Origin of the sequence: Corynebacterium choanae (genome assembly GCF_003813965.1) — a bacterium.
In the GTDB taxonomy this organism is placed as follows: domain Bacteria; phylum Actinomycetota; class Actinomycetes; order Mycobacteriales; family Mycobacteriaceae; genus Corynebacterium; species Corynebacterium choanae.
Genome location: NZ_CP033896.1, coordinates 2,673,626 through 2,688,215, shown reverse-complemented (window position 1 = coordinate 2,688,215; position 14,590 = coordinate 2,673,626). Strand labels below are relative to the sequence as shown.

Here is a 14,590-nt window from a genome sequence, read left to right as displayed (position 1 = left end):
CGCTTACTTTTCTGGATCAGGGGCAGTCATCGCCACCAACGCACCCAACACTGTGGCAGCAGCGTGCTTGTCCAGTGGATTATTCCCATTGCCGCATTTCGGCGACACCACACACGACGGGCAACCCTGCGCACAGCTACACTTCGACACCGCCTCAAAGGTGGCAGTAATCCACTGGTGGAAACGGCGGAATCCTTCATCGGCAAATCCGGCACCGCCCGGATGGCCGTCATAGACAAACACCGTCGGCAATCCTGTATCGGGATGCTCAGCGGTGGAAACCCCGCCAATATCCCACCGGTCGCACGCAGCAATCAACGGCAACAAACCGATCGCGGCATGTTCCGCAGCGTGCAACGCACCAGGAAGATCCCCGGCGCGAATGCCCAACGCATCCAACACCAGCGGATCAAGGGTGTACGACACTGCTCGGGTAACCAAGGTTTGTGGCGGCACAGTAAGCGGTACAGTTTCGGCTTTGTTCGTTGCAAAATAGCGTTTCCGATAGCCGGTGACAGCAGTGGTGACTTCCACATCAACTGCGGCGATCCACAATCCGGGTGCCGGATTGGCAATCTCTTGATCGGTGGGATCGTTGATAATGCGAATATCTGTTGTCGATAGCGGATGGGTGGAAAATTCGGGTTCTGCTGGGTCGGCAAGTGCAATACCGTCGGTGTAATCCAACGCGGTAATCACATAACTGCGGCCAAGATGCAGATACACCGCCCCCGGATGCACATGGGAGGCTGCCATTGCAGCATTGACATCACCAAGTATGGTGCCGTCAGCTTGGCTAACAATAGTGATGGAATCACTACTTGCACCGCGCAACGATACTTGGGCATGGGCAGTTTCTGGGGTGGGTAGACCATCGTCGACACCAAGTGGCCGCGGAGTGGCATAGAGTTTGTCGCCCCGCCAGCGCACTAATCCGCAGCGGCTGAGCTGCTCGACGGTGTCATGTGCGTCAAGGGTGACAATTTCGTCGGCGGTGAGCGGAAGCTCTACGGCCGCGCAATACAAATGCGCTGCTTGAATAAAGGGGTTTGCCGGATTAAACACAGTGGCTTCAACACAACCACCAATAATGGTCTCCGGGTGGTGAATGAGATACTGATCCAGTGGATCATCCCGGGCAACAAGAGCCACCAGTGACGACTGGCCACGGCGACCTGCCCGGCCAGCCTGCTGATAGAAGCTAGCGACTGTCCCCGGCCAGCCACAGACAATTACTGCATCAAGTCCACCGATATCCACCCCCAGTTCTAACGCATTGGTGGCAGCCACCCCGAGGAGTTCTCCAGAGTCGAGCATTTGCTCAAGACGGCGACGATCTTCAGCCAAATAGCCGGCACGATACGCACTCACCCGGCGGGCTTCCTCCACACATCCTCGACCCACCAGCGATTCCGTTGCGCGCAGCGCAATAATTTCTGCCTGCCGGCGCGACCGGGCAAAGGTTACTGTACGGCCACCTTCAGCAATCGTGGTCGCCATCATTGTGGCAGCCTCCTGCCAGGCGGGAATCCGCGGCCGTGGTTTTTCGAAACTGGTTCGCTGTGTCACGGATTGACCCGCAGGAGTGGGACCAGCGTGTCCTTCCTCGCAGCTGTCATCAACAGTTGCAATCCCACCCCAAAACGCAAGCTCGTCATCGTCGTTTAAGGCTGAAGCAGGAAAGAACCCACTGTCGATCCCTTCTTGGATCTCAGCGGCAAGCGGATCATCGTGTGCTGCACCTTGTTGAGCATCCTGTCCAGTTCGATGACGCCCGTCACCCGGTGACGGTAGCAACGTCGACTGTCTACCACCCGAGCCACGGCCGGCAGCTTGCTCATCATCAACAAATCCCGGCTCCCACAGCATGATGGTGCGTTTACCACGCGGGGAACCATCTTCGGTGATCGCAGTGACTTTCTCTCCCACCAGTTGTTGTGCCAACCTGGTTGGATCGGCCGTTGTCGCCGACGCCAACACCACCACCGGTTCGGCACCATAGTATTTCGCCAGCCGCAACACTCGCCGCACCACCAGTGCAACATTCGCCCCAAACACACCCCGATACACATGGGCTTCGTCAAGCACGATAAACCGTAAATTTCGTAGCACTCGACCCCACTGCTGATGCCGGGCACACAGTGACGTGTGCACCATGTCCGGATTGCTAATGAGCAGCCGGGAATGGTCACGGATACTGCGCCGGGCGCTGCTGGGTGTATCGCCGTCATAGGTGGACGGCATAATTGGGGCAACCTCACTCAAACCATCGCCCCGCACTGCGGCAGACCACTTGTTGAGCAGCTGCACCTGATTGTTCGCTAACGCTTTCGTCGGCGCTAAATACAATGCGCAAGCAGCAGGATCGGCGATGAGTGCTTCCATCATCGGCAGCTGATAGCCCAAGGACTTCCCACTGGCGGTACCGGTCGCCACAATGACATGCTGCCCGGAAAACGCATATTCGGCAGTTGCTGCCTGGTGGCGATACAGCTGCCCGATGCCGCGTTCATCTGCGAGAAACGTTCGCGTGCCAGCCGACACCCACTGTGGCCACGGTGCAAATACCGCAGTTTTCCCCGGCACCTGGGTGATGGAAGTTGCTTGTGAATCCGGCAAATTTGTGGCGATAGCAGCCGCAAACAGTGCACCAGCGTCAGCTGGTCCGCTGGAAAAACCAGCAGCGTCAGTAATTGATGGTGGAATATCCACAGCTACCCCCTTTTCCCGGAATAAATACACCCGCAGTTATCGGCCGAGCAGGGAAAACAAGGTTTTCCAGCCGGTGGACTATCCCTGGTGGTGAAAACGTGACACACTGGGCAGCGGTTCAATCGACCAGCGATTTTTATCGCTGGCACCCCACACTATGTCACCGACGTCAAGGTCGGAAACTAGGTTGGGGTCGGCTGAGATTCCTCACCGCCGATGTACCCACTGCATATCCGTGTTGTTTGGATAGCGGTGTCGCTTTATTACGTTAGGTTTAACACATGGCACAGGGAACCGTTGAATGGTTCAACGCAGAAAAAGGCTACGGCTTCATTGCCCCAGCTGACGGCTCGAAGCAGATCTTCGTGCACTACACCGAGATTGAGGGCAATGGTTTCCGTTCCCTCGAAGACGGCCAGCAGGTCGAATTCGAAATCGGTGAGACCGAAAAGGGTCTGCAGGCGCAGAAGGTTACCGTCATCGGCTAATCGCCTCCGCGACCTGGTGCCTGCGTGAATATACGTCACTGCGGTGGGTTGCTGCGAATTATCGCAGCGGCACATTGAAACTGCGTTGCAGGCAGTGCACTTGGACTTTTGCAGCGATGCCCGCCACCTGATGGCGGCATCCTTTTTCAGGGACTTATCCAGGAGATGCTGTGTTTCACAGCAGCTGGGTAAGTCCTTTTGCATTGCTACCCTGGGGTGGATTGTCATCATCGGGGTGCAACGATTACCGCGACGCAACGATACGAGCATCACCACTGTGGTGGGAAGCTGCGTGCAGCAGCGGGCAGCTGCGGGCGGGGCGGCAGGTGTGCTGTGCGATAGCACCACACCGGTGGAATCCCAGCTGTTTCGGTGGGTGGGAAAAGAGCACTCACTACCCCCGCAGGAATCCCCCGTTAAGTTGCGGCGGTCTAACAGCTTGAACAAACACGACAACGTGCAGGTTTGCCCACTGGTATCTTTTCCTAGCAGCTCCTATATAAGAGGTATCGCGCCATGGTGAATATGCTTGTGGTGCTGACATGTGACCCACTATGTGTACGGTAGGCACAGACGTTAGCGACGATGAAGATTGTTGCTAACCGGCAGATTGATGTTTTCGCGGAAGGTGTGGAACGCCAGTGGCAAAAGAAGCTTCAGCCCAGAAGAAACGACTGGTGATTGTCGAGTCGGCGACGAAGGCGAAGAAAATCCAGCCATATTTGGGCGACAACTATGTTGTGGAAGCATCAGTCGGCCATATTCGCGACTTGCCGCGGGGTGCGGCCGATATTCCGGCGAAATATAAAAAGGAACCTTGGGCACGTCTCGGGGTGGATGTGGAACACGAGTTTGCGCCGCTATATCTGGTCAGTCCAGATAAGAAGAAAAAGGTCAGCGATCTGAAAGCGAAACTTGCAGAGGTTGACGAGCTGTTCCTTGCCACCGACCCCGACCGGGAAGGTGAGGCGATCGCCTGGCATCTGCTGGAAGTGTTGAAGCCGAAGGTGCCGGTGCGGCGCATGGTGTTTAACGAGATCACCAAACCGGCGATTCTGCAGGCTGCGGAAAACACCCGTGAGCTGGATACGAACTTGGTTGATGCACAGGAAACCCGTCGTATCCTTGACCGGTTGTATGGCTATGAGATCTCCCCGGTGTTGTGGAAGAAAGTGATGCCACGGCTTTCCGCAGGACGGGTGCAGTCTGTTGCAACTCGGGTGATTGTGCAGCGGGAACGGCAGCGGATGGCGTTCGTGTCGGCCGACTATTGGGATATTGTGGCCGAGTTGGCCACCGGCGCCAAGGCTGATAGTGCCAATCCAACGACCTTTGCAGCCCGGTTGGCTGCGGTTGACGGCCGGCGAGTAGCAACTGGCCGTGACTTTGCGGACACCGGTGAGTTGAAGCAGAAATCAGCTGCCGAAGTGGTGGTTGTTGATCAGCAGCGGGCAGAGGCGTTAGCCGATACGCTCAGCGGCGCCCCATTTGCTGTCACTGAGGTTGAAGACAAGCCCTATACTCGCAAGCCTTATCCGCCGTTTATGACCTCTACGCTGCAGCAGGAAGCCGGTCGGAAACTGCACTACACCTCTGAGCGGACGATGCGTATCGCGCAGCGGCTTTACGAAAACGGGCATATCACCTATATGCGTACCGACTCGACGACGCTGTCGCAGGCCGGTATTCAAGCTGCCAGGGCACAGGCGCTGGAACTCTATGGGCGGGAATATGTTGCCGAAACTCCCCGGCAGTACACCCGCAAAGTGAAAAATTCCCAAGAAGCACACGAAGCTATCCGTCCCGCCGGGGAAACGTTTGCCACACCTGGTCAACTTTCTGGCGTGTTGGACACTGAAGAGTTCCGGCTGTATGAACTGATTTGGCAGCGTACCGTCGCCTCCCAGATGGCAGATGCGAAAGGCCAGTCGATGAAGGTGACCATTGAGGCTTCCTCGTCGGCGGGGGAAACTGCCGCGTTCACCGCCACCGGACGGACAATCACCTTCCCCGGTTTTTTGAAGGCCTACGCCGATGTGGCTGAGGAATCACGCAATGGTGATGCGGAGACTGCGGCACTGCCGCGGCTGGCGCAAGGTGATGCGTTGACTGCAAACAGTTTGACGCCGGAAGGCCATAAGACGAATCCGCCTGCCCGCTATACGGAAGCATCCCTGGTTAAAAAGATGGAAGAGCTCGGTATTGGGCGTCCGTCTACCTATGCGTCGATTATTAAAACCATTCAAGACCGCGGCTATGTGTATCCCCGTGGCAATGCGCTGGTGCCGACTTGGGTGGCGTTTGCCGTGGTTGGCCTGATGGAGCAGTCCTTTGCTTCCTTGGTGGACTATGATTTCACCTCCTCGATGGAGGATGAACTCGACGATATTGCCGCCGGTAACGAAAACCGCACCGAATGGTTGCAGTCATTCTATTTCGGCAACGATCAGGCCTCTGATGCAACAGCCGAGTCTATTGCTCGGTTGGGCGGGTTGAAGGCGCTGGTTGGCGACAATCTGGAGTTGATTGATGCCCGCACCGTGAACTCGCTGCATGTCTTTGATGATGCTGAGGGACGTCCGGTGTTTGTGCGGGTTGGTCGCTACGGGCCGTATCTGGAACGCCAAGTTGGGGTGAAAGACACCGGCGAGCCGGAACATCAGCGGGCGAACCTGCCAGACACTATCACCCCAGACGAGTTGACTGTTGCCCTTGCTGAGAAACTGTTTGCTACCCCACCTGGTGGTCGGGAAGTCGGCGTCAATCCGGCAAATGGGCGGATGATTGTTGCCCGCGACGGCCGCTTTGGACCCTATGTGACTGAGATTGTTACCGACGAGGAGCAGGCTAAGGTCGCTACAATCGCCGAGTCGACGATTCAGGCGGAGCGGGATGCGGAAGATGCGCAACGTGCCGCCGAAGGGAAACGCGCCAAGAATTGGGATACGAAAACTGCTGCGAAGCAGAAAGAAAAGCGTACTCAAGAGATTTTGGAAGAAACGTTGAAACCGGCGACTGCGTCGCTGTTTTCCTCGATGGAGCCGGCAACCGTAACCTTGGACGAAGCGTTACAGCTGTTGGCGCTGCCGCGGGAAGTTGGTGCCGATCCGCGCGACGGGGAAATGATCTATGCACAAAATGGACGCTATGGCCCGTATCTGAAGAAGGGCAATGATTCCCGTTCGCTGGGGAGTGAAGCGCAGATTTTCAGCATCACGCTCGATGAGGCATCGGCGATCTATGCGGAACCGAAACGTCGCGGCCGGCAGGCGGCGCAGCCACCGTTGAAAACGTTGGGTAACAACGATGTCTCCGGCAAACCGATGGTGATTAAAGATGGTCGGTTCGGTCCGTTTGTCACCGACGGGGAGACGAATGCTTCGCTACGCAAGGGTGACACCCCGGAGACGATGACAGATCAGCGGGCGTGCGAGTTGCTTTCTGAGCGGCGAGCTAAAGAAGCCGAGAATCCGGGTGGTACGAAACGCAGTCGAAAGACGACCAAGAAAACTGCTGCGAAGAAAACCACAAAGAAGGCGGCGAAGAAAACTACGAAGAAAGCTGCCAAGAAAGCCAGTAAACCAACGCTGACGAAACGGACTGTGAAAGCATCCCGCAGCTAAACGCCAGCACGCTACACGGCCAAGAAACTACAGCTTGCCGTGCCCCCACACACCCTTACGCCCCGGTGCATTCCGGGACACAAGGGTGTGTTGTGCTCTGTGCCCTTTTTTTAGTGCCTTGCTTGGGTCACTTGGGTGGGGTTCACTCGTGGCAGTGTTGCCCTGTTGGCGGGGCAATAGATGCGGCAATTATCGATGCGGGGTGTGAAACACGCTTGGACTGGTGCGGGTTGTGCCACTTGCTGCCTTAACACTGGGAGTAGCACTTGTTCACCCGATACGAGTGGGAAGCTAGCTGCGGTCTGCCAGAGTGGGGCGGATAGGGCGGGCAAGCTGGGTGAGTGCGGTACGTCCGCGCAGCTCGACGGACTTGAGCACTGTCCACCGGGCTTGTTCCGCTTCATTTGCGCTCTGCAGCGTTGCCGCATTAGTGAGCACCCGGCCGGGGGTGTCTTTGGCGAGTTCCGTCAACCGTGCAGCCTGATTCACCGCATCCCCGATCACGGTGTATTCGAAACGATCATGACCACCGATATGGCCGGCAACCACAGTGCCGGAACACACCCCGATCCCGCAAGACAATTCCATGCCCCGCACCTCCTGGCGGAGTTCCCTGGCTGCAGCAAGCGCATAGCCGGCCGCATCTGCTAAAGGCAGCGGTGCACCAAACACCGCCAACGCAGCATCCCCTTGGAATTTGTTGATAATGCCCTTGTTGCGGTGCACCACCGCGACAACCCGTTCAAAAAACTCGTTGAGGGCGCTCACCACTTCCTCCGGGGTGTGGTTCATCGCAAACGTGGTCGAGCCAATCACATCCACAAACAGCACTGCTACCCGGCGGGATTCCCCGCCGAGGGTGGGACGCTCCTCAAGGGCGCGGCGGGCAACCTCGGTGCCAACATAGCGGCCAAAGATTTCCCGGACACGCTGCCTTTCCCGCAAGCCGCGCATCATCTCATTGAATCCGGCCTGCAGCACACCAATCTCGGAGCCGTCATAAATATCGACCATCGTGTTGGTTTCGCCGCGGCGAACTTTCCCAATCGCCCCTTTAAGCTCCAGGATCGGATCAACGATGCTGGTCATCACCAGCATCGTGGCAATCACCCCGGTCACCAGTGCCGCCGTGGTTAACGCGGCAATAGCAGGCAAAATATCGGCGGCGCTACCGGCGAAAAACCCGGTCTGCTGACCGGTGATCAGCAGCAGCACCCCAACAATTGGCACCCCGGTGGTGGTGATCCAGGTGAGTAACAGCCGCTGCCGAATCGGCGGCTCAAGGGAGGAATCCTCGAAACGGCGGGCAAGAGCAGCAACCGCAAACGGCCGCATGAGGCGCTGCGCCTCCAAATAGGTGAGCACCGTGACCACCACGGTTGCTAGCAGGGAAACAACGGCGATGACGATCGCCAGCTGCCGGTCGCCGCCAACAGCCGCCAGGATCGTGGCAAGGGTAAAACCCATCAGCCACAACAAGGCTGCAATCCCTGCTTGATACAGCGGAATTCGCAACACCAGATGACGAACCATATTGCGATCATGGGCCTGCGGATGTCGCTGCCACCGCCACACCGGCACAAGCAACCAGATGGTGGCCGCCAGCAGCGCAATCACCGCCACCAGCAGATAACCCACAGCAATCATGGGGAGATGCTTCGTCAGCGGCGTGGCCGGGGCAGGATTTGCCGACAGCTGCCCCACCGGCAGCAGCACCCGGATAAACACAATGGTGGCAAACGCCCCCACCACATTTGAGGCCACCACCATTGCCGCATACAGCGGCCAGGAAGTTGTCATTAGCCACGCAGCAATAGTCCTCAACCGGGTCATGAACAATTACTTTAACGTCTAGGAATGCTCTTAGCAGCGATCTACCGCCTAGGGTAGATACTGTGTCTGAGCATCAATCAGGAAAACAGCCGCAACTCCCGCCGGTATTTGCCACGTTAGCCGCTGGCAGCCACACCGTCGCGCCCCTGGCGGCCGCAGCTGCCGCCGCCCGCCGCATCGCCGACGGGTGCCCCCTTCCCACTGATGCCACCGCCATGACCCACTCGTGGCTCGTTACCGGTCCCCCCGGTGCGGGACGCTCCACCGCAGCCCTCGCATTCGCTGCCGCCCTCGTCTGCGATGACCCGACCACAGTCGGCTGCGGCAGCTGCCACGCCTGCCACACAGCCCGCACCGGCAGCCACGCCGACGTGCTGCACATTGTGCCCGCCGAGGCGAGCATCTCTGTGGCGAAAATGCGGGAAGTGATCCGGCAAGCCTATGCCGCCCCCACCGTCGCCCGATGGCGTGTCATCATCATCGAAGACGCCGACCGGCTCACCGATGCGGCCGCCAATGCACTGCTAAAAACCGTCGAAGAACCACCCGCCCGCACCATCATCATGCTGTGCGCCCCCTCCAACGACCCTGCCGACATTGCAGTCACCCTCACCTCCCGCTGCCGACAGCTCTACATCCCCACCCCCAGTGTGAGCCAAGTCGCCGACCAGCTGCAACACAACACGAATCTTAGCCGCGCCCAAGCCGAAACAGCTGCCGCCGCCAGCGCCTGCCACATTGGACGCGCCCGCCACCTGGCAACCTCCGCTAATGCCCGGGCGCGCCGGGACGCCGTACTTGCTATCGCCAACACCTTTACCAGCGGCAGTGAAGCATTCCTGCAAGTCACCAAACTGATTCGCATCATTGAAGAAGAAGCCGACGAATCCCTTAAGCCGAAAGAAACTCACGAATTAGAAAAACTCAAAACCGCCCTCGGCACCGAAGCGACCGGCAAAGGAACCCGTGCCGCACTGCGGGGGACAGCAACCGAATTGAAAAACCTGGAAGAACAACAAAAGAAACGTCGGAAACGCTTCCACACCGATGCGATCGACATGTCGCTCACCGACCTTGCCGGGATAATTCGCGACGGCTTAGCGCAAGCCACCGGCGCCGGTGTTGCACCAATGAACCCCGACAAGCAACCCATCATCGACAAACTTGCCAACAACTACAGCCCGGCAAGTCTCATCGCCTGCTTCGATGCCATTAGTGAATGCCGCACCATGCTCACGATGAACACCGGCTATCAAGTAGCACTCGACGCCATGCTGGCAAAGATGCGGATCGCCTGCCGCCGTTAGCATCAACGCTGCCGGTGACAAGCAGATTTCAACCGCAACACGGTGCCAGTTTCACATATCGCCACACCGTGCGGTATATTTCATCACCGATGCCCATCACAGATGTTGGCATCGACGCCGCCTTAGCTCAGTCGGTAGAGCATTTCACTCGTAATGAAAAGGTCGCGAGTTCGATTCTCGCAGGCGGCTCCCTAGCCCCCTCTCTGCACCGTCAGGTAGGGGGCTTTTGTAGTGCCCAAAACCCACCTTCAGTGCTAGTGATCGTTGCATCACCCTTGCACGACATTTCCACGACATCCGAGGTTGCGCCACAGCGTTGGACAACACAAGAAACCAGTGGTGTGCGTCTACACTGGGGGTTCACTGGTTCATCGCACGGGCAAGGAGCCTCGCAGTCATGACAGCAGCCGCACAATGTATCGTCCCCACTATTTGGTGTAATGGCAACGCTGACGAGGTTGCCGCACAATATCGTGACGTCTTTGGCGACGTTGAGATTATCGATCACCAGCGCTATCCGGAAGAGGGTCTTCTCGACTTTCAACAACCCTTCGCAGGCAAAACCCTCACCATTGAGCTTGCCATTCGCGGATTCCGGTTACTGCTCATCAACGCCGACGATACCTTCACCCCAAATCCGACGATCTCATTGATGGTGAGCAATCCTGATCGGGCAGCTACGCAGCAGCTCTACGCAGGCCTTGCTGCGGACGGGTTTGTCATGATGCCGCTGCAGGAATACGACTTCAACCCCTACTACTGCTGGGTAGAGGATAAATTCGGGGTGAGTTGGCAGCTGTTCACCCATGAGGAACCGGTGGATCTGCCCGCGATTTATCCCAGCATCATGTTCTGTGGGGCGGCACAGAATCGTGCGGCTGAAGCACTGACGCACTACACCGAGGTGTTCTCTGGTGAGATTCTGAACAAGGTGACCTACCAGGATATGGGGCAAGGCGACAATGGGGTGATCACCGGCGACTCGGTGGTATTTGCCACGTTCACCCTGGAGGGGCAGCTTTTCGGGGCGATGGATTCAGCTGTGGAGCAACCATTTCACTTCGGTGGCGGGGTGGCGCTAATGGTCAACGCCGACGATCAGACCGCGATCAATCACTATTTTCATGCACTTTCCGCCGATCCTGCGGCAGAGCGGTGTGGATGGTTGCGGGATAAATTCGGGTTGGCCTGGCAGGTGGTGCCTTCCAACCTGTCCGAGTTCATGCAGCGCCCCAACGCCTATGCAAAGCTCATGGGCATGCGCAACATCGTGATTGATGAGTTGTAACTCAAAGCAAAACAACACCCCAGATCCGTGTGCGCCTCCTGTGGCAGTGTGGCGCCGATAACGGGTACCTGGGGTGTTGCGCTGGCGGTGGGGTGAACGTTGCCCCACCGCCGTAGCGTCGCGGTGTAGGGCAAAGCTATTTCACTTCAAATTCGCCGAGTTTGTCCCACTCGGTTTTGCCTTCGATGAGAGTGTTGATGACATCTGGTGTCGAAACGAGTAGCGGTGGGATCTCCTGCTGTGCTTTCTTAAAGTGCGCAGAGGTCACATGGGCTTCCGCCGCATCATCGGCGAAGGCTTCCGCAAGATAGAACACGTTGGATTCTTCCGTGGAGCGATACCAGTTGAAGAATATGTTGCCTTCCTCAGCGCGGGTGTCGGCGGTGAAGTCGGCGACCCGGTCGAGGAAGGTATCGACATATTCGTCTTTGACAGTGAATTTCGCGTTGATCAAGATCATGGTTCCACTGTAGCGAATAGCAGCGCTTGGCTTGCAGTGTCCACCTTGCCGCAGGCTGCTGCAGGTAGGCGCAACCGCACCGGTGTTTGGTGGATGAAAGCTGCCTGGTGGATGCAGTTGGGTGCCGGAATGGTTGCCGGTGTCTGTCGGGGTACATCTTGTGGTGGGCGGCAGTGCTGCGAATTCCCCTGGCCATGTTCGGGGGAGGCGGCGCGGCGAGGAGCTGATCTTGTGTGGAAGTGGGGAGAAAGCAGTAGGTGATATTGCTGCCAATATCACTCACATAGCATATTGCTGCACACTGTCTACCTGTTTTTAGGGTGGCTCTCCCACGGTCGATATCGTTGCCGTTTTTGCCAACTTTATCCTCTTGGCCAGCGGCGATAGGGCAGGGTTGCTGACGATCATATCGGGGGTATTGAAAGGTCGTATTTATGGTGGATGTACTGGGGAATACTTGCCGATTTACCCCAAGCAATGGGGGTATGTAAGGGTTTTCTTTAACACATCTCTTATGAAAAGTTTACGCTTTGAACCGGTAAAGAACCCCGCTGTGGAACGGCAATACTTACGGTGATCTACACAGCTGATCACCGGCCAACTGATGGCGTGGGGAACAACGATGCGGAAAGAGCAACACCTATGGCACAAGTGGCAACAGGTCCGAAGATTCCCGAACCGAAAGGCGGGCACAAGGACAACACACACTGGCTGTACATCGGCGTCATTATTGCAGTGATTGCCGGTGTGATCTTTGGACTTGTCGCCCCCAGCATGGCAGTGCAGTTCAAAGTGGTTGGCACCATGTTCGTCAATCTCATCAAAATGATGATCTCCCCGGTGATTTTCTGCACGATCGTGCTCGGCATCGGGTCGGTGCGCGCAGCCGCCTCGGTGGGGAAAGCAGGCGGGTTGGCGCTCGCCTACTTTATTTTCATGTCCACCTTTGCGCTGGCGATCGGTCTTGTTGTCGGGAACTTCATCCAACCTGGTGACGGGCTCAACATTGAGGCGTCGGCGAAGGCGGCCGAAAAGTTTACGAAAGCCGCCGGCGAGGGTGGCCATGGCACTACTGACTTCATTATGGGCATCATCCCAGAGACGATGATCTCGGCGTTTACTTCCGGTTCGGTGCTGCAAACGTTATTTATCGCCTTGCTGGTGGGTTTTGCGGTGCAGTCACTTGGCAAGCGGGGTGAACCGATTCTGCGGGGTGTCGCCCATCTGCAGGTGCTGGTGTTCAAAATGCTCACCATGATCTTGTGGGTTGCCCCAATTGGTGCCTTTGGTGCGATCGCCGGGGTGGTGGGTGCCACCGGCTTTGAGGCGGTCAAACAGCTGGCGATTTTGATGCTGGCGTTCTACATCACCTGTTTGCTGTTTGTGTTCGGGGTTCTTGGTCTGGTGCTGAAAGTGTTCGGCGGTTTCAATATTTTCAAGCTGGCGAAATATCTTGGCCGGGAATATTTGCTCATTGTTGCCACTTCATCTTCCGAATCGGCGCTACCAAACCTGATGCGGAAAATGGAACATATCGGTGTCGACAAGTCGACGGTGGGCATTGTTGTGCCTACCGGCTATTCCTTTAACTTGGATGGCACGGCAATCTATTTGACGATGGCCGCGATCTTTATCTCTGACGCGATGAATAATCCGATGAGCATGGCCGAACAGATCTCGCTGCTGATTTTTATGATCATCGCCTCCAAGGGGGCAGCTGGTGTTACCGGTGCTGGGTTGGCAACTCTGGCAGCTGGTTTGCAAGCCCACCGCCCCGAACTGTTGGATGGCGTCGGTGTGATTGTCGGTATCGACCGGTTTATGTCGGAGGCTCGGGCGTTGACGAACTTCTCCGGGAATGCGGTGGCAACACTGCTGGTTGGTCGATGGACTGGCACTGTAGACAAGCAGCGGGTGCATGATGTGCTCGACGGGAAAATCCCGTATGTGGAAACCGCAGACGATACCCATGTTGATTTCCATCATCCGACAGTGGAGAACACCCCAACCGCGCAGCTACAACCAACCCCGCAGGTTGATTTGGATGCCTATCCCACGAAATAGCAGGTGGTTGATGCAGCAGTCCACGTCGTGTGCTGGAGTGATGTTCTCGCGTGCACGGTAGCCGGGGCGGTTTGATCGGCCTAGGCTTGCCGTGTCCAGCACTGCTTGCACGAGTTTGGGAGCGTTATGCATTCTGTCGCCACAGTTTTTGCAGCACCGGAAACATTGCCGCAACCTGTCACGCTTGTCGATGCAGGATTGTTGCCCTGTCCAAGCGGGTCGTTGATGGTCTTTGATCCGATGGTGGTGCGTGATCGTGCTGCTGTTCCTGGTATCACGGTGCCTGTTGGGACATATCCGGTCACGTTGGCGGTGAGTGGTGTTCCTGATGATCCTTGTTATCTTGCCGCGAAAGTGACGATCACGCCCAGGCCTATTATCCGCCTTGCCCCTGCCCGGGGCACGGCGGATGGACACACCTTCGAGTCGATATCCTGCTGCGTCGATGCGGGAATGGCGGCTCTGGCGGATGCGGCAACCCTGCGGCACTATCTTGCGCACTGTGAACGGTTGCAAGCGTCGTCGCCCACTTTTCACCGCTACGACGAGCTATTTGCGGAGCCGCTTCGGCACCAGGCTGTAACCCAGCCGCGGATGCACAGCAGCTATGGCGACTGGTTGCGTTGGACGGTGCCGAATACCGCCGACACCGCGACGATGGTGCTCACCACCAGCGGATTTGGGGATGGGTGTTATCCCTGCCTGGTGGGCTATGACGAAGAAGATATCTGCAGTGCTGTCTTTGTAGAGTTTGTGCCAGCACACAGCTTGTAACCATCCCAGTGCTGGTGGGCGCGGCAACCCGCTGATTCGGC

The 14,590-nt window shown here is 57.2% G+C and carries 9 protein-coding genes and 1 tRNA gene; 7 read left to right on the top strand and 3 right to left on the bottom strand.

All coding sequences use genetic code 11. The features are described 5' to 3' along the window. Positions 1–3: 3 nt before the first annotated feature. Complete coding sequence (locus CCHOA_RS09675; protein WP_123930030.1) at positions 4–2,712, bottom strand: DEAD/DEAH box helicase; 2,709 nt, start codon at positions 2,710–2,712, stop codon at positions 4–6. Positions 2,713–2,993: 281 nt separating this feature from the next. On the opposite strand from CCHOA_RS09675, the gene CCHOA_RS09670 reads away from it, so the two are divergent. Continuing rightward, positions 2,994–3,200, top strand: coding sequence for a cold-shock protein (locus CCHOA_RS09670; protein WP_123930026.1), 207 nt, complete (start codon positions 2,994–2,996; stop codon positions 3,198–3,200). A 641-nt stretch (positions 3,201–3,841) separates the two neighbouring features. Further along, positions 3,842–6,823: a type I DNA topoisomerase gene (topA, locus tag CCHOA_RS09665; protein WP_123930023.1), complete on the top strand. Its 2,982-nt coding sequence runs from the start codon at positions 3,842–3,844 to the stop codon at positions 6,821–6,823. 291 nt (positions 6,824–7,114) lie between these two features. Here the strand turns inward: topA and CCHOA_RS09660 are convergent, their stop codons facing one another. Beyond that, entirely contained in the window at positions 7,115–8,656 is a 1,542-nt protein-coding gene (locus CCHOA_RS09660) for an adenylate/guanylate cyclase domain-containing protein (RefSeq protein WP_123930020.1), read from the bottom strand. Between the two features lie 62 nt (positions 8,657–8,718). On the opposite strand from CCHOA_RS09660, the gene CCHOA_RS09655 reads away from it, so the two are divergent. From CCHOA_RS09655 to CCHOA_RS09645, 3 genes are all read left to right on the top strand, one after another. Beyond that, complete coding sequence (locus tag CCHOA_RS09655) at positions 8,719–9,963, top strand: DNA polymerase III subunit delta' (protein ID WP_123930017.1); 1,245 nt, start codon at positions 8,719–8,721, stop codon at positions 9,961–9,963. A gap of 116 nt (positions 9,964–10,079) precedes the next feature. After that, a tRNA-Thr gene (locus tag CCHOA_RS09650) sits at positions 10,080–10,152 on the top strand. Positions 10,153–10,360: 208 nt separating this feature from the next. Then, entirely contained in the window at positions 10,361–11,251 is an 891-nt protein-coding gene (locus tag CCHOA_RS09645; protein WP_123930014.1) for a VOC family protein, read from the top strand. A gap of 136 nt (positions 11,252–11,387) precedes the next feature. On the opposite strand, the gene CCHOA_RS09640 is transcribed toward CCHOA_RS09645, so the two are convergent. Continuing rightward, the gene (locus CCHOA_RS09640; protein ID WP_123930011.1) at positions 11,388–11,711 is read right to left on the bottom strand and encodes a putative quinol monooxygenase; all 324 of its coding nucleotides are present in this window, start codon (positions 11,709–11,711) and stop codon (positions 11,388–11,390) included. Positions 11,712–12,353: 642 nt separating this feature from the next. Between CCHOA_RS09640 and CCHOA_RS09635 the strand changes: the two genes are divergently transcribed. Further along, positions 12,354–13,775: a cation:dicarboxylate symporter family transporter gene (locus tag CCHOA_RS09635; protein WP_123930008.1), complete on the top strand. Its 1,422-nt coding sequence runs from the start codon at positions 12,354–12,356 to the stop codon at positions 13,773–13,775. A 126-nt stretch (positions 13,776–13,901) separates the two neighbouring features. Further along, on the top strand, positions 13,902–14,549 hold the full coding sequence (locus CCHOA_RS09630) for a DUF4241 domain-containing protein (protein ID WP_123930005.1): 648 nt from the start codon (positions 13,902–13,904) through the stop codon (positions 14,547–14,549). The last annotated feature ends 41 nt before the right edge of the window (positions 14,550–14,590 follow it).